Origin of the sequence: Streptomyces sp. NPDC057307 (genome assembly GCF_042667665.1) — a bacterium.
Classification (GTDB): domain Bacteria; phylum Actinomycetota; class Actinomycetes; order Streptomycetales; family Streptomycetaceae; genus Streptomyces.
In genome coordinates this window covers 1-22,050 of record NZ_JBHUZM010000128.1, presented here as the reverse complement: position 1 = coordinate 22,050, position 22,050 = coordinate 1, and the positions used below count along the sequence as shown (strand labels likewise).

The window sequence follows — 22,050 nt, the reverse complement described above, 5'->3', positions numbered from 1 at the left end:
GACCACCAGGATAACAGCGGGGCATTGGCCATAATGTGATCGGCCGGGCACCCACACGCCACGGGGCCCTGTGCTCCGAGATTTCTCGGAGCACAGGGCCCGGTGGGCGGAGCGATCACACGTGCTCAGACGTAATGAGACGTCATCAGACGTTGAAGCCCAGCGCGCGCAGCTGCTCGCGGCCGTCGTCCGTGATCTTGTCCGGACCCCACGGCGGCATCCAGACCCAGTTGATCTTCAGCTCGTTGACGATGCCCTCCGTCGCCGACTTCGCCTGGTCCTCGATCACATCGGTCAGCGGACAGGCCGCCGACGTCAGGGTCATGTCGAGGGTGGCGACGTTCGACTCGTCGATATGGACGCCGTAGATCAGGCCCAGATTGACGACGTCGATCCCCAGCTCGGGGTCGACGACGTCGTACAGCGCCTCGCGGACCTCCTCCTCGGAGGCCGGCTTCATCATCACGGTCTCGTTCTCGCTCATGCCGTCTCCTTCTGCGCGGTGTCGCCCAGTGCCTGGGCCGTCGCGTCCTTCCACGCCATCCAGCTCAGCAGCGCGCACTTCACACGGGCGGGGTACTTGGAGACGCCGGCGAACGCCACGGCGTCCTCCAGCACCTCCTCCATCGCGTCGTCGGGCTCGATCTTGCCCTTGGACTGCATCAACTCAAGGAACGTGCTCTGGATCTTCTGCGCGTCCGCGAGTTCCTTGCCGACGAGCAGATCGTTCAGCACGGACGCGCTGGCCTGGCTGATGGAGCAGCCCTGGCCCTCGTACGACACGTCCTCGACGCGGGAGCCGTCGTACTTCACGCGGAGCGTGATCTCGTCACCGCACGTCGGATTGACGTGGTGCACCTCTGCGTCGCCGTCCCGCAGACCGCGCCCGTGGGGGTGCTTGTAGTGATCCAGGATGACTTCCTGGTACATGGAATCCAGCTTCACCGGTCAATCCCTCATCCGAAGAAATTACGGACGTGCTCCAGCCCGTCGACCAGAGCGTCGACCTCGGACTGCGTGGAGTACAGATAGAACGACGCTCGTGTGGTCGCCGGAATTCCGTACCGCAGGCAGACCGGCCGCGCGCAGTGGTGACCGACCCGGACGGCGATGCCCTGCTCGTCCAGCACCTGCCCCACGTCGTGGGGGTGGATGTCTCCGAGTGTGAAGGAGATCGTCGCGCCGCGCTCCTCGGCCGTGGCCGGGCCGATGATTCGCAAGGAGGGGACCTCCAGCAGCCGCTTCACCGCGTACTCGGTGATGGCGTGCTCGTGCGCGGCGATCTTGTCCATACCGATCGCGGTCAGATAGTCCACGGCCGCGCCGAGGCCGACGGCCTGGGCGATCGGGGGCGTACCCGCCTCGAACTTGTGCGGGGCGGGGGCGTACGTCGAGGAGTGCATCGACACGGTCTCGATCATCTCGCCGCCGCCGAGGAACGGCGGAAGGTCCTCCAGCAGCTCCTGGCGGCCCCACAGGACGCCGATACCGGTCGGGCCGCACATCTTGTGGCCCGTGAAGGCCACGAAGTCGGCCTGGAGCGCCTGCACGTCGACCGCGACGTGCGGGGCCGCCTGCGAGGCGTCGATCAGCACCAGCGCGCCGACCTCCTGGGCGCGGCGGACGATCGCCTCGACCGGATTGACCGTGCCCAGGATGTTCGAGATCAGCACGAAGGAGACGATCTTCGTCTTCTCCGTGATGACCTCGTTGATGTTCGACAGGTCGAGCCGGCCGTCGTCGGTGAGACCGAACCACTTCAGCTTCGCCCCGGTGCGCTGCGAGAGCAGCTGCCACGGCACGATGTTGGAGTGGTGCTCCATCTCCGTGATGACGATCTCGGTCTCGTGGTCCACGCGGTAGGGCTCGTCGGCCCAGCCCAGCATGTTCGCCACGAGGTTGAGCGACTCGGAGGCGTTCTTGGTGAAGATCACCTCGTCGCGGCTCGGCGCGTTGATGAACGCGGCGACCTTGTCGCGCGCGCCTTCGTAGAGCGCCGTGGCCTCCTCGGCGAGCACATGGACGCCGCGGTGCACGTTGGCGTTGTGCTGCTCGTAGTACTCGTTGAGGGCGTCGAGGACCTGGCGCGGCTTCTGCGACGTCGCCGCGTTGTCCAGGTACACGATCTTCTTCCCGTCGTGGACCAGCCGGTCCAGCAGGGGAAAGTCCTTACGGACCGCCTCGTCGAGGAGTCGTTCCGACCCGGTGAGGAGGCCTGACGGCTGTGTCACGCGGATACGCCACCCTTCACGTACGCCTCGTAGCCCTCGTTCTCCAGCTTGTCCGCCAGCTCCGCGCCGCCGGACTCGGCGATCCGGCCCTGCGCGAAGACATGCACGAAGTCGGGCTTGATGTAGCGGAGGATCCGCGTGTAGTGCGTGATCAGCAGCGTGCCGACCTCTCCGCTCTCCCGGACGCGGTTGACGCCCTCGGAGACCACCCGCAGCGCGTCGACGTCCAGACCGGAGTCCGTCTCGTCGAGGATCGCGACCTTGGGCTTGAGCAGTTCGAGCTGAAGGATCTCGTGGCGCTTCTTCTCGCCGCCGGAGAAGCCTTCGTTGACGTTGCGCTCCGCGAACGCCGGGTCCATGTGGAGCTGTTCCATCGCGCTCCTGACCTCCTTGACCCACGTACGCAGCTTGGGTGCCTCGCCGCGCATGGCGGTGGCGGAGGTGCGCAGGAAGTTGGAGACGGAGACTCCGGGGACCTCGACGGGGTACTGCATCGCGAGGAAGAGCCCGGCGCGGGCGCGCTCGTCGACGGTCATGTCCAGGACGTCCTCGCCGTCCAGCGTCACGGTGCCACCGGTGATCGTGTACTTGGGGTGGCCCGCGATGGAGTACGCGAGGGTCGACTTGCCGGAGCCGTTGGGGCCCATGATGGCGTGCGTCTCGCCCTGCTTGACGGTCAGGTCGACGCCCTTGAGGATCTCGCGGGCACCGCCCTCCGCCTCGACAGTGACGTGCAGGTCGTTGATTTCAAGGGTTGCCATGCTGACTCAGGACTCCTGGGTGACGGAGACGAGCACATCGTCCCCTTGGATCTGTACGGGGTATACGGGAACGGGGCGCGTCGCGGGCAGGCCGTTCGGCTTGCCGGTCCGCAGGTCGAAGCTGGAGCCGTGCAGCCAGCACTCGATCGAGCAGTCCTCGACCTCGCCCTCCGAGAGGGAGACGTTCGCGTGCGAGCAGATGTCGTTGATCGCGAACACCTCGCCCTCGGTACGGATGACGGAGACCGGTATGCCGTCGAGTTCCACCCGCTTGGGGGTGCCGTCCTCCAGCTCGGTCAGTCCACATGCACGGACGAAGGCCATCAGACGGACGCCTCCAGCTCCGCCTCGATCTTGCCCAGCAGGCGCTCCTCGACGTCGGGCAGTCCGATCTGCTGGACCAGCTCGGCGAAGAAACCGCGGATGACGAGGCGGCGGGCCTCGATCTGCGGGATGCCGCGCGACATCAGGTAGAAGAGCTGCTCGTCGTCGAACCGGCCGGTGGCCGAGGCGTGACCGGCGCCGGCGATCTCGCCGGTCTCGATCTCCAGGTTCGGCACGGAGTCGACCCGGGCGCCGTCCGTGAGGACCAGGTTCCGGTTCATCTCGTAGGTGTCGGTGCCCTCGGCGGCGGCGCGGATGAGCACGTCACCGATCCAGACGGCGTGCGCGTCGTCGCCCTGGAGTGCGCCCTTGTAGACGGCGTTGGACTTGCAGTGCGGCGCGTTGTGGTCGACCAGGAGGCGGTGCTCCTGGTGCTGGCCCTTGTCGGTGAAGTACAGGCCGAACAGCTCGGCCTCGCCGCCGGGGCCGGCGTAGGCCACCCGCGGGTGGAGCCGTACGACGTCCCCGCCGAAGGTCACCACGATCGACTTGAACGAGCCGTCCCTGCCGATCAGCGCGTTGTGCTGGGCGACATGGACGGCCTTGGCGTCCCAGTCCTGCACGGACACGACGGTGAGCTTGGCGCCGTCGCCGACGAGGAAGTCGACGTTGGCGGCGACCACCGCGTCACCGGTGTGGTCGATGACCACGACCGCCTCGGCGAAGGCGCCCAGCTCGATCACCTGGTGCACGAAGGCGGTGCCGCCCTGGCCGTGCACGGTGATCCGGATCGGCTCGGTGAGCACCGTCTCCTTGGGAACGGAGACGACCGACGCCTTCTCGAACGAGGTGTACGCCTGGGCGGCCACCCGGTCCACCGGCGTACCGGCCCTGCCCACGCGCGGGTCGTCGCGGCCGACGGTCTCCTGGGTGACGCCCGCGGGGGCGTACACCTCCGTACGGATACGGCCGTCGGCGACGGCCGTCCCGTCCTGGAGACCGCGCAGCCGCTCCAGCGGCGTGAACCGCCACTCCTCCTCACGGCCGTGCGGAACGGGGAAGTCCGCGACGTCGTAGGACGGCGGCGCGCTCATGCGCGTGGCGACGGTCGACTCGGCGGCCACCGCGATCGAACCGGCGGTGGTGGAACCCACCGGAATGTTCTGAGCCTCAGCCATGGCTGTCGTCGTGCTCTCTCTCTGCCTCTTGGGGAATCGGTCGCTGCTGCGGAGAACCTGCCGGGGGCAGGGTCAGCCGACGGAGCCTTCCATCTGGAGCTCGATCAGCCGGTTGAGCTCCAGGGCGTACTCCATGGGCAGTTCCTTGGCGATCGGCTCCACGAAGCCGCGCACGATCATCGCCATGGCCTCGAACTCGGTCATGCCGCGGCTCATCAGGTAGAAGAGCTGGTCCTCGGAGACCTTGGAGACCGTCGCCTCGTGCCCCATCGACACGTCGTCCTCACGGACGTCCACGTACGGATAGGTGTCGGAGCGCGAGATGGTGTCGACCAGCAGCGCGTCGCAGAGCACGTTGGACTTGGATCCGGGCGCGCCCTCACCGATCTCGATGAGACCTCGGTAGGAGGTACGGCCGCCGCCTCGTGCCACCGACTTGGAGACGATGTTGGACGAGGTGTTCGGGGCCATGTGGACCATCTTGGCGCCGGCGTCCTGGTGCTGGCCCTCGCCCGCGAAGGCGATGGACAGGGTCTCGCCCTTGGCGTGCTCGCCCATCAGATAGACGGCCGGGTACTTCATGGTGACCTTGGAGCCGATGTTGCCGTCGACCCATTCCATGGTCGCGCCCTCGTAGGCCACGGCACGCTTGGTGACGAGGTTGTAGACGTTGTTCGACCAGTTCTGGATGGTCGTGTAACGGCAGCGGCCACCCTTCTTGACGATGATCTCGACCACGGCGCTGTGCAGCGAGTCCGAGGAGTAGATCGGCGCCGTACAGCCCTCGACGTAGTGGACGTAGGCGTCCTCGTCGACGATGATCAGCGTCCGCTCGAACTGGCCCATGTTCTCCGTGTTGATACGGAAGTAGGCCTGGAGCGGGATCTCGACGTGCACGCCCTTCGGCACGTAGATGAACGAACCGCCGGACCACACGGCCGAGTTCAGCGAGGCGAACTTGTTGTCGCCGACCGGGATGACCGTGCCGAAGTACTCCTGGAACAGCTCCGGGTTCTCCCGGAGGGCGGTGTCCGTGTCCTTGAAGATGACGCCCTGCTCCTCCAGGTCCTCACGGATCTGGTGGTAGACGACCTCGGACTCGTACTGGGCCGCGACACCGGCGACGAGGCGCTGCTTCTCCGCCTCGGGGATGCCGAGCTTGTCGTACGTGTTCTTGATGTCCTCGGGCAGGTCCTCCCAGGACTCCGCCTGCTTCTCCGTCGACCGGACGAAGTACTTGATGTTGTCGAAGTCGATGCCCGACAGGTCGGAGCCCCAGCTCGGCATGGGCTTCTTGCCGAAGAGCTTCAGGCCCTTGAGACGGAGCTTGAGCATCCACTCCGGCTCGTTCTTCTTCGAAGAGATGTCGCGGACGACCTCTTCGGAGAGACCCCGCTTGGCGGTGGCACCGGCCGTGTCGGAGTCGGCCCAGCCGTATTCGTACTTGCCCAGTCCGTCGAGCTCAGGATGGGCGGTCTCCGTGGGGAGCGTCATGCGGGGTTCCTCCCGGCCGTGCTTTCGGATGCGTGATGATCGGTCTGCTGGCTGATCTTCGGTGTGTCGGTCTGTGGGGTGGCGCCCTGCGGGGCACCCGGTGGCGCGCCGTGCCCGGCACCGTGGGGGATGAACGTCGTGCACACCCCGTCGCCGTGGGCGATGGTCGCCAGCCGTTGCACATGGGTCCCGAGCAGCTCGGAGAAGAACTCCGTCTCCGCCTCGCACAACTGCGGATACTTCTCGGCCACGTGGGCCACCGGGCAGTGGTGCTGGCAGAGCTGCTCGCCCTGCTGGTTCGGTGCGCTACGAGCCGTAGCAGCGTACCCGTCGGCGCTCAGCGCCCTGGCGAGCGCCTCCGTGCGCCTCTCAGGCACGGCGGCCTCGACGGCTTCCCGGTACGCCCCCGCCTGGGTGGCGATCCGGTCGCGCGCGAAGGCGCTGACGGCCGCGTCGCCCTTGGCGCCGCCGCCCGCGTGACGGGCGATCCACTCGATGGCGTCGGCGGCGAGCTTGTCGTACGACTGGTCGAAGGCGTCCCTGCCGCAGTCGGTGAGGGCGAAGACCTTGGCGGGCCTGCCACGCCCGCGTGAGCCGTAGACTCGCTGGTCGCGCGGCTCCACGACGGCGTCGGCGGCCAGCGCGTCGAGATGACGGCGGACGGCGGCCTGGGTGAGCTTCAGGCGCCCGGCGAGGTCGGAGACGGTGGACGGGCCGTGGTCCAGGATGGAGCGCGCGACCCGGTTGCGTGTCGAACGCTCACCGGTCGCGAGTTCCTCCTGCGGAGCCTCGCCCACGTATTTCACAACGCCATTGTTGCGTAATTCCTTCGCGAGTGACAACAGGCGTCCGAAACGACGAGTCGTGCCGTTCGTCACTTAGGGTCACCTAAGAAGGCGCCCTCAGGGGTACGCAGGTCAGGGGTCGTACGCCCATGATCACTTCTCACGGAATCTCACACCGCGGCTCAGTCGTCCTGCCCCACGCCCAGGAGAACGTCCAGGTGAGCACTGGCCTCACGCATCTCATCCATGGCGGCGTGAACGTCGATCCTCTCGGCGAACTCCCCGTCCACGCGGCCCGCCCATCGGGCCAGTACGGCACGCTGGACTCCGTTCATCGAGAGGTACGACAGTCAGGCGTGACGAGCCTCGTACAGCCTCACCTTTCCGAGTCCCAGACGGGCCATGTGGCGGTACGCCTTGGCCCGCAGAGCCGACGCCTTCAGAATCTCGCCGTCCACGTCCTGGAAGACGAAGCCAGTCCCCGGTCGGCCCGCCCGTTGCATGCCCATGAGGACCAGCCCGGCATCCTGAGTCACCCGCCGAGCCCGGTACGCCTTCCCGACGATGCCGGATACGGGAGGGCCCTCTCGCCCGCTTCTGACTTCGTGAACCCTTCCGATACCCCCCGAGGCCGGCTAGCAGCTCGCCACCAGCCCCACCGAGCCTCAAGGGCTACAGGTGGGGCTTCGTCATGTCCGGGCGCCCGAGCCACTGACTGTCAAGGTCGTTCCGGCACGGGCACGGAGATCACTGTCAACCTCACTGCGGCGACGTAGGTCCGACCGACCTCCTCGCCGGCGGAGTCCCATGACCGTCCTCCTCCACCCTCTTGGTGGACATCACCACCAACGTCACGTCCACGGGGACAAGTTCTTCCCGAAGCCGATTCCTCTCGCGGCTGTCCCTTCGAGCACAACTCGATGACCTTCTCCATCAGCGGCCCGACGTCCGACCGCCTCGGATGCGGGTGACGCATCGGCCGTCACCACGCCCCGTGGCGCACCGACCCGCGCCCGTTCGCCGGGTTACTCCGAGGTGCGTGCTGGAGATTCTGGGCGACTTTCTGCATGGTGACCTGCGGCCCGTCCGGGTCCGCCTGTCGATGGGGTGAACTCCTTGCGATCGACACAGGTCGGCCGTCAGGAAGGGCAGGGGCACGGCTGCCCCTCGGTGGTCCTCAAGGTCTGCGACGTGCACACGGAGGAGGTGTTGGCGATCGAGGCCGTCATGCCGATTGCCTACGCGACCTGGCACGCCGGCCCATCTGCGCGAACTCGCGACGATGCGCAGGAACTCCTCGTGTTCTGCCCCTGCCAACTCCGAACGGGATCCGGGTCGAGCTTCTGCATGGTGACCCGAGGTTCTCTGTCCCCGGCATCTCGCTCAAACTCATCCGGGGAGTCGGTTGGATCGAAGCCATTTCGGCACGTCAGTGGCACGGGCAGCCGTCAGGAAGGGCAGGGACACGACTGATCCTCACTCACAAGCACGCTCGAACGGGCGGTGCTGGCTGAGGGGCGTCGAAGGTCCGTGACCTGCACACGGAGGGGCTGTTGGCGTCCGACGTGCTCATACGCCGCGCCTGGTCGAGATGTGCGCCGGCCCAGGTGGTCTACCGGTCGGAAAGCTCCGACTCGATCCGGCTTGTGTTGATGCACCTCTCGCGACAGGTCAGGTGTTCCCACCAGGGCAAGACATGGTCCAACTCCCCGTTTCGCGGGGGCAGTTCGAATGGCGTTCGAGTACTCATCCGGCCGAGTATCGAGTGTGAGGCGAGTCGGTGCCATGCGGTAGACATGTCCCGAGACGAGAGAGGGGGTGAACAAGATGTTGTTCGCCGGTTACTGGCGAACGGTCCGGCAGGCTATCGCGTGCCCCAACCAGACCGTTCGCCTCATCACGGTGCTACTCGTGACTGGGCTCATGGTCCTGGTCGGCTACCTGGTAGTCACCAGTGCCTAAGAACGCATGACCCGTGCGGCGGGCTGGTAGGACAGTCCGCCGCACGACCAAGGTAGCGCCTTGACGCGAATAGATTGATTCATCCTGCGCCAGACCCTCAAGTCCTATGTGTCGGGAGGAGAGCAACAAGGAGCGACACTTGTTCCTCAAGTTCCACCCGGAGCAGACGCACAGAAGCCCCGCTTGCCACACGAGCGGGGCTTCTCGTCATTCCGGGGCCAGTACTGCGCTGGATACGGACGTGTGAGCCTCTGAGCCGTTCGGGGTCCAGCGCCACCACGCGCTCACGCGTCCGTACAACGGCGTCCAGGGGCTCAGGCTCAAGTCCAATCTTCTACCTTCGCGACGAGTGGGGACAGGACGTCATCGGCGTCCGGCTTGAGGTCGGGCACCATCCCCCCGGCCGTCGTGGCTAGGGCCACCAGCACCTTGATCTCGCCCTCGGTCAGCAGTCGGTCAGGTGGGATCACCTCCGGTCAGCTCGAGGCAATCGGATGGGGTCCCCGATGATCGAACGCACCCTTGGCCGAATGCTCTGGTCGCTGGCAATGCTGGTGGGCGTTGGCTTCGTGACCGCCATCCCGTGGCTGGCATTCACCGGTCGACTCTGACCCCCTAGACCCCGGTCGGCGCTCCCCAGCCCAAAGGCGTCGGTCGGTGAACGCCCCCGCTCCGACAGCGGGGGCGTTCTGCTGCCGCAAAGACCCTGTACAGCCGTCTGACGGCCCAGGAACGCCAGAGGACCCGGAGTGCTTCCGAATCCCTCCTCGCATCTCACACGCTTCTCACGGACTACCGGTGAGATACCGGACACTCACGCTCTGACCTGCATGTCCTGGACCGCTCCGAACTACCTGGACACCCGTGGACAGCTAGCCCTGAGGGTCACCTAAGAAGATCGGGGCGACCGCACGAACGAGCGGTTTGACCGCCCCCGGAACGGGGGCCCCGGGCCCGCTGCCTAGACTCGACCGCATGCGCAGCGTCGTCGGAGAGCCGGTGGTCCAGATCCGGGGCCTGGTCAAGCGGTACGGGGCCAGGACCGCCGTGAACGGCCTCGATCTGGCGTTCCGGGCGGGCACGGTGTCCGCCCTCCTCGGCCCCAACGGAGCCGGCAAGACCACCACGATCGAGACCTGCGAGGGCTATCGCCGGCCGGACGAGGGCACCGTACGCGTCCTCGGACTCGATCCCGTGGCCGACGCGGCGCGGCTGCGCCCCCGGATCGGCGTGATGCTCCAGTCGGGCGGTGTGTACTCGGGCGCCCGCGCGGAGGAAATGCTGCGCCACATGGCCGCACTGCACGCGAACCCGCTGGACGTGACCGCGCTGATCGAGCGCCTCGGCCTCGGCGGCTGCGGTCGTACGGCCTACCGGCGGCTCTCCGGCGGCCAGCAGCAGCGGCTCTCGCTCGCGATGGCGGTCGTCGGCCGGCCCGAGCTGGTGTTCCTGGACGAGCCGACCGCGGGGCTCGACCCGCAGGCCCGCCGCTCCACCTGGGACCTGGTGCGTGAGCTGCGCGCCGACGGCGTGACCACGGTGCTCACCACGCACTTCATGGACGAGGCCGAGGAACTGGCCGACGACGTCGCCATCGTCGACGCCGGCCGGGTCGTGGCGCACGGCACCACCGAGGAGCTGTGCCGGGGCGGCGCCGAGAACACCCTGCGCTTCACCGGCCGACCCGGACTCGACGTCGGCTCGCTCCTCAAGGCCCTGCCCGACGGATCGGCCGCCGCCGAACTGACCCCGGGCGCCTACCGGATCGGCGGCACGATCGACCCGCAACTGCTCGCGACGGTGACGTCCTGGTGCGCGCAGCACGGGGTGATGCCGGAGAAGATCTCCGTCGAGCGGCACACGCTGGAGGACGTCTTCCTCGAACTGACCGGCAAGGAGCTGCGTCCATGAGCACCGATACGGAGATGAGTACCGGTGCGGGGACGGGCGCCGGTACGTACACACCCGCCCCGGGCGCGGCGCCGCTGTCGCGGATGATCGCCGCGCAGACGGCCTTCGAGACGAAGATGCTGCTGCGCAACGGTGAGCAGCTGCTGCTGACCGTGATCATCCCGAGTCTGCTGCTGGTGCTGTTCTCGACGGTCGACATCATCGACACGGGCTCGGGCGCGTCGGTCGACTTCCTGGCCCCCGGCGTCCTCGCGCTGGCCGTGATGTCGACGGCCTTCACCGGGCAGGCCATCGCGACGGGCTTCGAGCGGCGTTACGGGGTGCTGAAGCGGCTCGGCGCGTCGCCCCTGCCGCGCTGGGCCCTGATGAGCGCCAAGACGCTCTCGGTCCTGGTGACCGAAGTGCTCCAGATCGTGCTGCTGACGGTCATCGCGTTCGCGCTCGGCTGGTCGCCGGAGGGCAATCCCTTCGCCGTACTGCTGCTGCTCGTCCTCGGGACGGCCGCGTTCTCGGGGCTGGGGCTGCTGATGGCCGGCACGCTCAAGGCCGAGGCGACGCTGGCGGCGGCGAATCTGGTGTTCGTGCTGCTGCTGGTGGGCGGCGGCGTGATCGTACCGATGGACAAGTTCCCCGACGTGGCGCAGACGTTGCTCGGTCTGCTGCCGATCTCGGCCCTCTCCGAGGGGCTGCGGGACGTGCTCCAGCACGGTGCGGGGATGCCCTGGGACGACCTCGGGGTGCTGGCCGTCTGGGCGGTGCTCGGGCTCGGGGCGGCGGCCCGTCTCTTCCGCTGGGAGTAGCGCGCCGACGCGCGGGGACCCCCTCGTGACTGCGTTCACAAACGCCCGCCTACCATGGTTGCCGTGTGGAACCCCCTCGACTACATCGCCCAGCGCTGGACGCCCTCCCCCCGAATCCTCCGGCGCGCCGCGCTCTCCGCCGTCGTGATGACCGTCGTCATCATCGTCACCGGCGGCGCCGTCCGGCTCACGGGCTCCGGGCTCGGCTGCGACACCTGGCCGAAGTGCACGGACGACAGCCTGTTCGCGACGCCGGAGCAGGGTCTGCACGGCGCGATCGAGTTCGGCAACCGGATGCTGACGTACGTCCTGTCGGCCGCCGTCGGCTGGGCGATCGTGGCGGCCCGGTCGGCCAAGCCCCGGCGGCGCGGCCTCGGTCGGCTCGCCTGGAGCATGTTCTGGCTGGTGGTGGTGAACGCCGTCATGGGCGGCATCACGGTCCATATGCAGCTCAACCCCTGGACAGTGGCCGTCCACTTCCTGCTCGCCAACGCCCTGCTCACCGTCACCGTGCTCGTCTGGCAACGCACCCGTGAGGGCGAGGCGACGCCCCGGCCGCGGGTCCCCCGTCCCGTACGGAAGCTGTCCTGGGCACTGATCGTCACGACGGTGGTGCTGATCACCCTGGGCACGACGGTGACCGGTTCCGGCAAGCACGCGGGCGACAGCAGCGAGGTACCGCGCATGCCGTGGAGCTGGATCGACGCGGCACACGTGCACTCCGCCGCGGCCTGGCTGGTCTGCGCGCTGGCGATCGCGATGTGGCTGGTGCTGCGCGTGGTGGACGCCCCGGACGACACCCGCGCGCGGGCACGTGACCTGCTGATCGTCCTGCTGGCGCAGGGCGGTATCGGTTACGTCCAGTTCTTCACCGACGTGCCCGAGATCCTGGTCGGCGTCCATATGCTCGGCTCCGCGCTGACCTGGATCGCGGTGCTGCGGCTCGCGTTGAGCCTGCGGGAGCGCCCCGTGGCGGACCCGGCGATCCCGGCGCAGGCGGACCCCGCCGACCCGGCGCTCTCCACCGCCTGAGCGGTCGCCGCGACCTGACGAGCCGTCACATACCGTCCAGGCCGTAGACCCGGCGGGCGTTCCCCGAGGCGATCATCTCCGCGACGCGCTGCGCGTCGGCGACCGCCCACGAACCGTCCGCCGCCCAGCCGCCGAGCACCCTTGTCAGCGCCTGCCGGAAGACCCGCGCGCCCACCACGTGCAGTTCGGGCAGCCCCCGCGCGCCGCTGGAGTAGAGCAGTTTCCCGAACGGCGCCAGCTCCAGCACCTCCGCCAGTACGTCCGCCGCGCGGGCCCCGGTGTGCGCGAGGGCCGGGCCGAGATCGACGTACACGTGCGGGTAGGCCCCGGCGAGCCGGGCGGCGTGCCGGTGGTACGGCCTCCCGTACAGCAGCACCAGGTCGGTGCCGAGCCCGGCCGTGGCCGCCGCGAAGCCCGCGATCTGCGCGGGACCACCGCCGGAACAGACGCCCCGGCACTCCTCGGCGCCGCCGCCCGCGTGCAGTTGGAGGGGCAGCCCGGTGGCGACGGCGGTCCACAGCAGATGCCGCAGCAGTACGGGGTCGGTGAGCCGGCCGCCCACCCGCCGCCGGGTGAGCCAGCGTCCGGCGGCGGCGCGTACCTCGCCCGCTCCCGGCGGCTCGGACGCCGGGGCGGCGGCGTGGCGCAGGGCGGTCACGGACACGAAGGCGACGGCGGAACCGGCCGCCGTGTGCACGGCGTGGGCGAGGTTGGCGAGCAGCGAGTCGACGGTGCCCGAGGTGTCGGCCACCTGCTGGGCGAGCAGTTCGAGCCGTACGATCTCGCGGGCCTCGGCGGCGCCGGCCGCCGCGATCTCCTCGGGGCCGGTCAGATCACCGGGCAGCCCGGTGTCGACCAGATAGGTGGTGATGCCGGTGCCGCGCAACAGCCGCCGCCCGGCCTCCAGGACGCCCAGCTCCCGGCGCCGGGCGAGATAGCCGGCGGGCGAGGTGTGCGGCTCCAGTCCCAGGAGCGGCGGGCACCAGCGCCGTACGGCGAATCCGGTCTGGGTGTCGAAGAAGGTGGTGCCCGCGGCGGGCGGGCCCGCGGTCCTGCCGAGCTGGGCCTCGAAGGTGCCGAGGCCCAGCTCCGTACGGAGCACGCCGTGGCAGTTCTGGTCCACCAGAGTCGTTGTCTCGATCATGGCGCTTCCCGTCGTGGACCGTATCCCTACAGTCCTAACGGGTAAGGCGCGCTCGGGTGTTGGTCTGCCCGGCGATCGAGGTCCGCGCGGGCGACCGCGCTACCCGTTGGCGGGCCCGCCGAGCTGGATGCCGGCCATGCGGGTCCACTCGTACGGGCCGGTGCGGACCTTCGCGGCGAACTCGCCGTCGAAGGACTCGTGCACGGTGATCCCGGCCTTCTCGACGGCCTTCAGCGCCACGTCGTGCGAGGGGGCGACCAGATCGCCCCAGTCGCCGTCCTGCGCCACGAGCACGATGCGGGTGCCGGCCCGGCCCAGATACGAGAGCTGGCCCTCGGCGGTACCGCCGTGCCGTTTCGCGAACGCGCCGATCCGCCTGGCCAGTCGGGCCGCGTTCCGCTCGTCCCGTACGGCCTGCCGGCTCGCACGCGCGCCGTCGCCGCTCTGCTCGTCAACCTCGGTCTCTGCCATGGCCGACATGCTACCGACGGGTAGCCGTACGGGCGAGGGAAGGGGCCGACGAGCGAGGGGGCGGCAGGAGAAGCACCTACCGAAGAAGCGGCTACCGGAGGAAGGGGTCCACCGCGACGGCCACGAAGAGCAGCGAGACATAGGTGATCGACCAGTGGAACAGCCGCATCTCCTTGAGCTTGCCGCCCGTCGCACCGGACTTGGCGCGCGACTGGAGGCCGTGCGCCTCCCAGAGCCACCAGCCGCCGGCCACCAGGGCCACCGCCGTGTAGAACCAGCCGGTGTAGCCGAGCGGCGTCAGCAGCAGCGACACCGCGACCATCACCCAGCTGTAGAGCACGATCTGGCGGGCCACGACCTGGTTCGACGCGACGACGGGGAGCATGGGCACGCCCACCCGCGCGTAGTCCTCGCGCACCTTCATCGACAGCGGCCAGTAGTGCGGCGGCGTCCAGAAGAACATGACGAGGAAGAGGATGACGGCGGCCCAGGACAGCGAGTTGGTGACGGCCGACCAGCCGATGAAGACCGGCATACAGCCGGCGATGCCGCCCCAGACGATGTTCTGCGAGGTGCGCCGCTTGAGGATCATCGTGTAGACGACGACGTAGAACAGGAGCGCGCCGAGCGCGAGCGCCGCCGACAGCCAGTTGACCAGCAGACCGAACCAGAGCGTCGAGATCACGGCCAGGGCGAACCCGAAGACGAGGCCCTCACGCGGCGACACCATGCCGGTGACCAGCGGGCGCTGCGACGTGCGGTCCATCAGCGCGTCGATGTCGCGGTCGATGTACATGTTCAGCGCGTTGGCACCGCCGGCGGACAGATACCCGCCGACACAGGTGACAAGTACCAGCCACATGTCCGGTACGCCCTGCTCGGCCAGGAACATCACCGGGACGGTGGTGATGAGCAGCAGCTCGATGATCCGTGGTTTGGTCAGCGCCACGAACGCTTTGACGCGGGCCCCGAACGGCCGATGGCCCCCCGGGCTCGGAGTCAGGACGACCCCTGCGGGTCGGGACTCGACGGCCGTCACGCACACCCCAGACAGAGAAATCCCAGCAAGCTCCGGGCGTGAAGGCCCGATAAAGACTTGCGCGTACCACGCCACTCTAGACGTTGCCCATACGTCGTTCTTCGCGGGGGTGGGCTCGTGTTGACGCCTGGTCGGAGCCCCCGGCGCGCGGTCGGGCCGGGTGTCGAACTCCGGCGCGCGGTCGCCCCCGGGAGGCGTGCCGGACACTCTCCCGGCACCTGCCCGGCACCCTGACGGTGTCTCTTCTTTACGGAAGTGGACGGGAATGGTCGCGCGGCGCCACGAGGGTAGGCTCGACAGCGAACCGGTGCGCCCTCAGACACCGGGATTCGACATGTGGAGAGGAGCCCTGACTCAGGGTGAGCACCAAGCCGACCACCACAGATCTCGAAGAGTGGACCGACCTGGACCGCAAGGCGGTCGATACCGTCCGCGTCCTGGCCATGGATGCCGTACAGAAGGTCGGCAACGGCCATCCCGGTACGGCGATGAGCCTGGCGCCCGCCGCCTACGTGCTCTTCCAGAAGCTGATGCGGCACGACCCGGCCGACGCGCAGTGGACCGGACGCGACCGGTTCGTTCTCTCCGCGGGCCACTCGTCGCTGACTCTCTACATCCAGCTGTATCTCGCGGGCTACGGCCTGGAGCTGGACGACCTGAAGGCGTTCCGCACCTGGGGGTCGAAGACCCCGGGGCACCCGGAGTACGGCCACACGGTCGGCGTCGAGACCACCACCGGGCCGCTCGGCCAGGGTGTCGCCAACGGTGTGGGCATGGCGATGGCCTCCCGTTACGAGCGCGGCATGTACGACCCGGACGCCGCCCGGGGAACCTCTCCCTTCGACCACACCATCTGGGTGATCGCGGGTGACGGCTGTCTCCAGGAGGGTGTCTCCGGCGAGGCGTCGTCGCTGGCCGGCCACCAGAAGCTGGGCAACCTCGTCCTGCTGTGGGACGACAACCACATCTCCATCGAGGGTGACACCGAGACGGCCGTCTCCGAGGACACCCTCAAGCGGTACGAGGCGTACGGCTGGCACGTCCAGCGCGTCGAGCAGCTGCCGAGCGGCGATCTCGACCCGGTGGGTCTGGCGCGTGCGCTGAAGGCCGCGCAGGACGAGACCGAGCGCCCCTCGTTCATCGCCGCGCGCTCGATCATCGCCTGGCCCGCCCCGCACGCGCAGAACACCGAGGCCGCGCACGGCTCGGCGCTGGGCGACGAGGAGGTCGCCGCGACCAAGCGGGTGCTGGGCTTCGACCCCGAGCGGAGCTTCGAGGTCGACGACGAGGTCCTGGCGTACACGCGCCAGGCGCTCGACCGGGGCCGGGAGGCGCGCGCCGAGTGGGAGAAGACGTTCGCCGCGTGGCGTACGGCCAACCCCGAGCGTGCCGCGACGTTCGACCGGGTCCGCGCGGGCGAGCTGCCCGAGGGCTGGGAGAAGAAGCTCCCCGTCTTCGAGACCGGCAAGGGTGTCGCCACCCGCGCCGCGTCCGGCAAGGTGCTCCAGGCGCTCGGTGCGGTCATTCCCGAGCTGTGGGGCGGCTCCGCCGACCTCGCGGGGTCCAACAACACCACGATCGACAAGACGTCGTCGTTCCTCCCGGCGGGCAACCCGCTGCCGGAGGCCGACCCGTACGGCCGCACGGTGCACTACGGCATCCGCGAGCACGCCATGGGTTCGACGATGAACGGCATCGCGCTGCACGGCAACACCCGTATCTACGGCGGCACTTTCCTGGTGTTCTCCGACTACATGCGCCCGGCCGTCCGGCTCGCGGCGCTGATGCAGGTGCCCGTCACCTACGTCTGGACGCACGACTCCGTCGGTCTCGGCGAGGACGGCCCGACGCACCAGCCGGTCGAGCACCTGTCCGTCCTGCGTGCCATCCCCGGTCTCAACATCGTGCGTCCCGCCGACGCCAACGAGACGGCGATCGCGTGGCGCGAGATCCTCAAGCGGCACGCCAAGGGCGCGCCGCACGGGCTGGCGCTGACGCGTCAGGGCGTGCCGACGTACGAGGCCAACGAGGGCGCGGCCAAGGGCGGTTACGTGCTCTTCGAGGCCGAGGGCGGTGAGCCCCAGGTGGTGCTGATCGGTACGGGCTCCGAGGTGCAGCTGGCCGTCGAGGCGCGCGACCGGCTTCAGGCCGCGGGGATCGCGACCCGCGTCGTGTCGATGCCGTCGGTCGAGTGGTTCGAGGAGCAGGACCAGGCGTACCGGGACAGTGTCCTGCCGCCCTCCGTGAAGGCGCGGGTGGCGGTCGAGGCCGGGATCGGGCTCACCTGGCACCGTTTCGTGGGCGAGGCCGGCCGCATCGTCTCGCTGGAGCACTTCGGCGCTTCGGCCGACGGCAAGGTCCTTTTCCAGGAGTTCGGATTCACCGCGGACGCGGTCGCGTCCGCCGCTCGGGAATCTCTCGCCGCCGTGGCGCGCTGACGCAGGTATACGACAAGTAGGAGATGCAACTCTCATGACAGACGCACTCAAGCGCCTCTCCGACGAAGGCGTCGCGATCTGGCTCGACGACCTGTCGCGCAAGCGCATCACATCCGGCAACCTCGCCGAACTGATGGACCAGCAGCACGTCGTGGGCGTGACCACCAATCCCTCGATCTTCCAGAAGGCGATCTCGGAGGGCGACGGTTACGAGACGCAGCTCACCGACCTGGCGACCCGCCGGGTCACCGTCGAGGAAGCCGTCCGGATGATCACGACGGCGGACGTCCGTGACGCCGCCGACATCCTGCGGCCGGTCTTCGACGAGACGCAGGGCCAGGACGGCCGTGTCTCCATCGAGGTCGACCCGCGGCTGGCGCACAACACACGGGCGACCGTCGCCGAGGCCAGGCAGCTCGCTTGGCTGGTGGACCGTCCGAACACCCTCATCAAGATCCCGGCCACGAAGGCGGGCCTCCCGGCGATCACCGAGACGATTGCCCGGGGCATCAGTGTCAATGTGACGCTGATCTTCTCGCTGGAGCGCTACCGCGAGGTCATGGACGCGTACATCTCCGGTCTGGAGAAGGCGAAGGACGCGGGCCTCGACCTCTCGAAGATCTACTCGGTGGCGTCCTTCTTCGTGTCCCGTGTGGACACCGAGATCGACAAGCGGCTCGACGCGCTGGGCACCGACGAGGCGAAGGCCGCGCGCGGCAAGGCCGCCGTCGCCAACGCCCGGCTGGCCTACGAGGCGTACGAAGACGTCTTCGGCGCCGACCGCTGGGCGGCGCTGGACCGTGTCCAGGCCAACAAGCAGCGGCCGCTGTGGGCCTCGACGGGCGTCAAGGACCCGGCGTACCGGGACACGATGTACGTCGACGACCTGGTCGCCCCGCACACCGTGAACACCATGCCCGAAGCCACTCTGGACGCGGTCGCCGAGCACGGAGCGGTCACCGGTGACACCGTGAGGGGTACGTACGACCAGGCGCGCGCGGATCTCGAAGCCATCGAGAAGCTGGGCATCTCCTACGACGACGTCGTCCAGGTGCTCGAGGACGAGGGCGTCGACAAGTTCGAGAAGTCCTGGACCGACCTGCTCAAGTCGACCGAGGCGGAACTCAAGCGCCTCGCCCCTTCGGAGGACTGAACCCTTGACCGCAACCCACGGAGCGAATCCGCTTCGTGACGCCGCGGACCGACGGCTCCCGCGTATCGCGGGGCCGTCGGGCCTGGTCATCTTTGGCGTCACGGGCGATTTGTCCCGTAAGAAATTGATGCCGGCCGTCTATGACCTCGCCAACCGCGGCCTGCTGCCGCCGGGCTTCTCGCTCGTCGGCTACGCCCGTCGTGAGTGGCAGGACGAGGATTTCGCGGCGGAGGTCCACGACGCCGTCAAGGCGCACGCCCGTACGCCGTTCCGGGAGGAGGTCTGGCAGCAGCTCATCCAGGGGATGCGCTTCGTCCAGGGTGACTTCGACGACGACCAGGCTTTCGAGAATCTGAAGTCCACGATCGAGGACCTCGACAAGGTGCAGGGCACGGGCGGCAACTTCGCCTTCTACCTCTCCGTACCCCCGAAGTTCTTCCCGAAGGTCGTCAAGCAGCTCAAGAAGCACGGGCTGGCCGACCAGAAGGACGGCTCCTGGCGGCGCGCCGTCATCGAGAAGCCGTTCGGCCACGACCTGGTCTCCGCGCAGGAGCTCAACAAGGTCGTGCACGAGGTCTTCCCGTCCAACGAGGTCTTCCGGATCGACCACTACCTGGGCAAGGAGACCGTCCAGAACATTCTGGCGCTGCGCTTCGCGAACACCCTCTTCGAGCCGATCTGGAACCGGTCGTACGTCGACCATGTGCAGATCACCATGGCCGAGGACATCGGCATCGGCGGCCGGGCCGGCTACTACGACGGCATCGGCGCCGCGCGTGACGTCATCCAGAACCACCTCCTGCAGCTGCTGGCGCTCACCGCCATGGAGGAGCCCGCCTCCTTCGACGCGGACGCGCTGGCCGCCGAGAAGACCAAGGTCCTCGGCGCCGTACGGCTGCCGCACGACCTCGGCAAGGACACGGTGCGCGGGCAGTACGCCGCGGGCTGGCAGGGCGGCGAGAAGGCCGTCGGCTATCTGCAGGAAGACGGCATCGACCCCAAGTCGAAGACCGACACCTACGCCGCGGTGAAGGTGGAGATCGACAACCGCCGCTGGGCGGGCGTCCCGTTCTACCTCCGTACCGGCAAGCGGCTCGGCCGCCGGGTCACCGAGATCGCGGTCGTCTTCCAGCGGGCCCCGCACTCCCCCTTCGACCACACGGCCACCGAGGAGCTGGGGCAGAACGCCCTGGTCATCCGGGTCCAGCCGGACGAGGGCGTGACCATGCGGTTCGGTTCGAAGGTGCCCGGCACGGCGATGGAGGTGCGGGACGTCTCGATGGACTTCGCCTACGGCGAGTCCTTCACGGAGTCCAGCCCCGAGGCGTACGAGCGACTGCTGCTCGACGTACTGCTCGGCGACTCCAACCTCTTCCCCCGTACGGAGGAGGTCGAGCTGTCCTGGAAGATCCTCGACCCGATCGAGCAGTACTGGGACAAGCACGGCAAGCCCGCGCAGTACGAGTCCGGGACCTGGGGTCCGGTCGAGGCGGACGAAATGCTCGCACGACACGGACGGAGCTGGCGTCGGCCATGAAGATCGACCTTACGGACACCACGTCCAGCAAGATCAACAAGGCGCTGGTAGAGGGGCGCCGGGCGATCGGCACCCCGGCCGTCGGCATGGTCCTCACCCTGGTCCTCGTCACCGACGAGGAGAACGCCTACGACGCGCTCAAGGCCGCCAACGAGGCGTCCCGCGAGCACCCGTCCCGCAAGCTGGTCGTCGTCAAGCGGGTCTCCCGCTCGGCGCGCGACCGGTCCAAGGCGCGTCTCGACGCCGAGGTACGGGTGGGTGTGGAGGCCGGCACCGGCGAGACGGTCGTGCTGCGGCTGTACGGCGACGTCATCGACCACGCCCAGTCGGTCGTCCTGCCGCTGCTGCTGCCGGACGCGCCGGTGGTGGTGTGGTGGGCGGCCAACGCGCCGGACAACCCCGCCAAGGACCCGCTGGGCACCCTGGCCCAGCGGCGGGTGACGGACACGTACGCCGCCGAGAACCCGATCGAGGAGCTCAAGGCCCGCGCCGCCGTCTACACACCCGGCGACACGGACCTGGCGTGGAGCCGGATCACCCCGTGGCGTTCGATGCTGGCCGCCGCGCTGGACCAGGTCGACTGCAAGGTCACCTCGGTCCGGGTGGAGGGCGAGGAGCTGAACGCCAGCTGCGAGCTGCTCGGCATGTGGCTGGCGGAGCGGCTGCACGTCCCGGTCACCCGCTCGGTCTCGGCCGGCCCCGGCCTCACGGCCGTCCGGATGGAGACCGACTGCGGGCGGATCGAGCTGCGGCGGACGGACGGCTCCCTGGCGACGCTGGCCATCGAGGGCCAGCCGGACCGGGCGGTGGCGCTCAACCGGCGCGAGACCTCGGAGCTGATCGCCGAGGAGCTGCGCAGGCTGGACCCGGACGACACGTACGCGGCGACGCTGCGGTTCGGCGTGGACCGGCTGGAGGCGGCGAAGGCGGACGACGGCGCTCCCGCGGCGAAGAAGGCGGCGGCTCCGGCGCGCGCCGCGGCCGCGAAGAAGGCGGCGTCGAAGTGAGCGTGCCGCAACTCGTCGTCCACCGCGACAAGGAGCTGATGGCGCAGGCCGCGGCGGCCCGGCTGATCACGAAGATCGTGGACGCCCAGGCCGCGCGCGGTTCCGCGTCGATCGTCCTCACGGGCGGGCGCAACGGCAACGGCCTGCTGGCCGCGCTGTCGACCGCGCCCGCCCGGGACGCGGTGGACTGGACCCGGCTCGACCTCTGGTGGGGCGACGAACGCTTCCTGCCGGAGGGCGACCCGGAGCGCAACATCACCCAGGCGCGGTCCGCGCTGCTGGACTCGGTACCGCTGGACCCCTCACGGGTGCACGCGATGCCGGCCTCCGACGGCCCGTACGGCTCCGACATCGAGGCGGCGGCCGCCGCGTACGCGACCGAACTGGCCGCGGCCGCAGGGCCGGAGGACCACGCCCGGGTCCCGTCCTTCGACGTCCTGACGCTCGGCGTGGGCCCGGACACGCACGTGGCCTCGCTCTTCCCTGAGCTGCCGGGCGTCCGGGAGACGGAACGCACGGTGATCGCGGTCCACGGCGCCCCGAAGCCGCCACCGCTGCGCATCTCCCTGACCCTGCCGGCGATCCGCGCGGCGCACGAGGTCTGGCTGCTGGCGGCGGGCGAGGACAAGGCGGAGGCGGCGGAGATCGCCCTCTCCGGCGCGGGCGAGATCCAGGCCCCGGCGGCGGGCGCGTACGGCCGCGCGCGGACGCTCTGGCTGCTGGACGAGCCGGCGGCGTCGAAGCTGCCGCGGGGGCTTTATCCGGCGGGTTCGGCCTGACACC

Annotated in this window: 21 protein-coding genes; 8 read left to right on the top strand and 13 right to left on the bottom strand. The window is 69.0% G+C overall.

The window, feature by feature from the left end:
- Positions 1 to 145: 145 nt before the first annotated feature.
- The 10 genes from ACFUN8_RS30300 to ACFUN8_RS30255 form a co-directional block, all read right to left on the bottom strand.
- Positions 146 to 484 (bottom strand): metal-sulfur cluster assembly factor, encoded by a 339-nt coding sequence (locus ACFUN8_RS30300; RefSeq protein WP_023542537.1) that lies wholly within the window; start codon positions 482 to 484, stop codon positions 146 to 148.
- Positions 481 to 945 (bottom strand): Fe-S cluster assembly sulfur transfer protein SufU, encoded by a 465-nt coding sequence (sufU, locus tag ACFUN8_RS30295; RefSeq protein WP_383644485.1) that lies wholly within the window; start codon positions 943 to 945, stop codon positions 481 to 483. The genes ACFUN8_RS30300 and sufU overlap by 4 nt, the downstream gene beginning before the upstream one ends.
- A gap of 11 nt (positions 946 to 956) precedes the next feature.
- Positions 957 to 2,231 (bottom strand): cysteine desulfurase, encoded by a 1,275-nt coding sequence (locus tag ACFUN8_RS30290; protein WP_383644482.1) that lies wholly within the window; start codon positions 2,229 to 2,231, stop codon positions 957 to 959.
- On the bottom strand, positions 2,228 to 2,992 hold the full coding sequence (gene sufC, locus ACFUN8_RS30285; protein WP_383644480.1) for a Fe-S cluster assembly ATPase SufC: 765 nt from the start codon (positions 2,990 to 2,992) through the stop codon (positions 2,228 to 2,230). The genes ACFUN8_RS30290 and sufC overlap by 4 nt, the downstream gene beginning before the upstream one ends.
- Before the next feature lie 6 nt (positions 2,993 to 2,998).
- Positions 2,999 to 3,316 (bottom strand): bifunctional 3-phenylpropionate/cinnamic acid dioxygenase ferredoxin subunit, encoded by a 318-nt coding sequence (locus ACFUN8_RS30280; protein WP_354607186.1) that lies wholly within the window; start codon positions 3,314 to 3,316, stop codon positions 2,999 to 3,001.
- Positions 3,316 to 4,494, bottom strand: a complete 1,179-nt coding sequence (sufD, locus tag ACFUN8_RS30275) for a Fe-S cluster assembly protein SufD (RefSeq protein WP_383644475.1) — start codon at positions 4,492 to 4,494, stop codon at positions 3,316 to 3,318. Before sufD ends, ACFUN8_RS30280 begins: the two co-directional genes overlap by 1 nt.
- 72 nt (positions 4,495 to 4,566) lie before the next feature.
- Positions 4,567 to 5,988 (bottom strand): Fe-S cluster assembly protein SufB, encoded by a 1,422-nt coding sequence (sufB, locus tag ACFUN8_RS30270; RefSeq protein WP_383644472.1) that lies wholly within the window; start codon positions 5,986 to 5,988, stop codon positions 4,567 to 4,569.
- Positions 5,985 to 6,794, bottom strand: a complete 810-nt coding sequence (locus ACFUN8_RS30265; RefSeq protein ID WP_383644469.1) for a helix-turn-helix transcriptional regulator — start codon at positions 6,792 to 6,794, stop codon at positions 5,985 to 5,987. Before ACFUN8_RS30265 ends, sufB begins: the two co-directional genes overlap by 4 nt.
- A 161-nt stretch (positions 6,795 to 6,955) precedes the next feature.
- Positions 6,956 to 7,108, bottom strand: coding sequence for a hypothetical protein (locus ACFUN8_RS30260; protein WP_383644466.1), 153 nt, complete (start codon positions 7,106 to 7,108; stop codon positions 6,956 to 6,958).
- A gap of 15 nt (positions 7,109 to 7,123) precedes the next feature.
- Complete coding sequence (locus tag ACFUN8_RS30255) at positions 7,124 to 7,309, bottom strand: hypothetical protein (protein WP_383644463.1); 186 nt, start codon at positions 7,307 to 7,309, stop codon at positions 7,124 to 7,126.
- A 2,401-nt stretch (positions 7,310 to 9,710) separates the two neighbouring features.
- Here ACFUN8_RS30255 and ACFUN8_RS30250 point away from each other — a divergent pair.
- Genes ACFUN8_RS30250 through ACFUN8_RS30240 form a run of 3 tightly spaced genes read left to right on the top strand, consistent with a single transcriptional unit; the run spans position 9,711 to position 12,478 of the window.
- The gene (locus ACFUN8_RS30250) at positions 9,711 to 10,646 is read left to right on the top strand and encodes an ABC transporter ATP-binding protein (RefSeq protein WP_383644460.1); all 936 of its coding nucleotides are present in this window, start codon (positions 9,711 to 9,713) and stop codon (positions 10,644 to 10,646) included.
- The gene (locus ACFUN8_RS30245) at positions 10,643 to 11,446 is read left to right on the top strand and encodes an ABC transporter permease (RefSeq protein ID WP_383644457.1); all 804 of its coding nucleotides are present in this window, start codon (positions 10,643 to 10,645) and stop codon (positions 11,444 to 11,446) included. The genes ACFUN8_RS30250 and ACFUN8_RS30245 overlap by 4 nt, the downstream gene beginning before the upstream one ends.
- Positions 11,447 to 11,500: 54 nt before the next feature.
- Positions 11,501 to 12,478 (top strand): heme A synthase, encoded by a 978-nt coding sequence (locus tag ACFUN8_RS30240; RefSeq protein ID WP_383644454.1) that lies wholly within the window; start codon positions 11,501 to 11,503, stop codon positions 12,476 to 12,478.
- Between the two features lie 25 nt (positions 12,479 to 12,503).
- Here the strand turns inward: ACFUN8_RS30240 and ACFUN8_RS30235 are convergent, their stop codons facing one another.
- From ACFUN8_RS30235 to ACFUN8_RS30225, 3 genes are all read right to left on the bottom strand, one after another.
- The gene (locus ACFUN8_RS30235) at positions 12,504 to 13,622 is read right to left on the bottom strand and encodes an amidohydrolase family protein (protein WP_383644451.1); all 1,119 of its coding nucleotides are present in this window, start codon (positions 13,620 to 13,622) and stop codon (positions 12,504 to 12,506) included.
- 99 nt (positions 13,623 to 13,721) lie between these two features.
- Positions 13,722 to 14,093 (bottom strand): hypothetical protein, encoded by a 372-nt coding sequence (locus ACFUN8_RS30230; protein WP_383644448.1) that lies wholly within the window; start codon positions 14,091 to 14,093, stop codon positions 13,722 to 13,724.
- 91 nt (positions 14,094 to 14,184) lie between these two features.
- A complete protein-coding gene (locus tag ACFUN8_RS30225) occupies positions 14,185 to 15,132 on the bottom strand; it encodes a heme o synthase (RefSeq protein ID WP_383644445.1) in 948 nt (315 codons plus the stop codon).
- A gap of 359 nt (positions 15,133 to 15,491) precedes the next feature.
- On the opposite strand from ACFUN8_RS30225, the gene tkt reads away from it, so the two are divergent.
- From tkt to pgl, 5 genes are read left to right on the top strand one after another with little or no spacing between them, the layout of a single operon-like run.
- Positions 15,492 to 17,570, top strand: coding sequence for a transketolase (tkt, locus tag ACFUN8_RS30220; protein ID WP_383644442.1), 2,079 nt, complete (start codon positions 15,492 to 15,494; stop codon positions 17,568 to 17,570).
- 34 nt (positions 17,571 to 17,604) lie between these two features.
- Positions 17,605 to 18,723 carry a transaldolase gene (tal, locus tag ACFUN8_RS30215; RefSeq protein ID WP_383644439.1) on the top strand — a complete coding sequence of 373 codons (1,119 nt, stop codon included), beginning with the start codon at positions 17,605 to 17,607 and terminating at the stop codon, positions 18,721 to 18,723.
- A gap of 4 nt (positions 18,724 to 18,727) precedes the next feature.
- The gene (zwf, locus tag ACFUN8_RS30210; protein WP_382562828.1) at positions 18,728 to 20,260 is read left to right on the top strand and encodes a glucose-6-phosphate dehydrogenase; all 1,533 of its coding nucleotides are present in this window, start codon (positions 18,728 to 18,730) and stop codon (positions 20,258 to 20,260) included.
- On the top strand, positions 20,257 to 21,267 hold the full coding sequence (gene opcA / locus ACFUN8_RS30205) for a glucose-6-phosphate dehydrogenase assembly protein OpcA (RefSeq protein ID WP_383644436.1): 1,011 nt from the start codon (positions 20,257 to 20,259) through the stop codon (positions 21,265 to 21,267). Before zwf ends, opcA begins: the two co-directional genes overlap by 4 nt.
- Complete coding sequence (gene pgl / locus ACFUN8_RS30200) at positions 21,264 to 22,046, top strand: 6-phosphogluconolactonase (RefSeq protein ID WP_383644433.1); 783 nt, start codon at positions 21,264 to 21,266, stop codon at positions 22,044 to 22,046. The genes opcA and pgl overlap by 4 nt, the downstream gene beginning before the upstream one ends.
- Positions 22,047 to 22,050: the final 4 nt, after the last annotated feature.

What these genes read in the sequence shown, in the direction of transcription:
- sufD (WP_383644475.1), bottom strand. Translation starts at nt 4,494, where the DNA reads ATGGCTGAGGCTCAGAACATTCCGGTGGGTTCCACCACCGCCGGTTCG.
- ACFUN8_RS30240 (WP_383644454.1), top strand. Translation starts at nt 11,501, where the DNA reads ATGGTTGCCGTGTGGAACCCCCTCGACTACATCGCCCAGCGCTGGACG.
- sufB (WP_383644472.1), bottom strand. Translation starts at nt 5,988, where the DNA reads ATGACGCTCCCCACGGAGACCGCCCATCCTGAGCTCGACGGACTGGGC.
- ACFUN8_RS30260 (WP_383644466.1), bottom strand. Translation starts at nt 7,108, where the DNA reads ATGAACGGAGTCCAGCGTGCCGTACTGGCCCGATGGGCGGGCCGCGTG.
- tal (WP_383644439.1), top strand. Translation starts at nt 17,605, where the DNA reads ATGACAGACGCACTCAAGCGCCTCTCCGACGAAGGCGTCGCGATCTGG.
- sufC (WP_383644480.1), bottom strand. Translation starts at nt 2,992, where the DNA reads ATGGCAACCCTTGAAATCAACGACCTGCACGTCACTGTCGAGGCGGAG.
- ACFUN8_RS30300 (WP_023542537.1), bottom strand. Translation starts at nt 484, where the DNA reads ATGAGCGAGAACGAGACCGTGATGATGAAGCCGGCCTCCGAGGAGGAG.
- ACFUN8_RS30250 (WP_383644460.1), top strand. Translation starts at nt 9,711, where the DNA reads ATGCGCAGCGTCGTCGGAGAGCCGGTGGTCCAGATCCGGGGCCTGGTC.
- ACFUN8_RS30230 (WP_383644448.1), bottom strand. Translation starts at nt 14,093, where the DNA reads ATGGCAGAGACCGAGGTTGACGAGCAGAGCGGCGACGGCGCGCGTGCG.
- ACFUN8_RS30280 (WP_354607186.1), bottom strand. Translation starts at nt 3,316, where the DNA reads ATGGCCTTCGTCCGTGCATGTGGACTGACCGAGCTGGAGGACGGCACC.
- ACFUN8_RS30245 (WP_383644457.1), top strand. Translation starts at nt 10,643, where the DNA reads ATGAGCACCGATACGGAGATGAGTACCGGTGCGGGGACGGGCGCCGGT.
- opcA (WP_383644436.1), top strand. Translation starts at nt 20,257, where the DNA reads ATGAAGATCGACCTTACGGACACCACGTCCAGCAAGATCAACAAGGCG.
- ACFUN8_RS30235 (WP_383644451.1), bottom strand. Translation starts at nt 13,622, where the DNA reads ATGATCGAGACAACGACTCTGGTGGACCAGAACTGCCACGGCGTGCTC.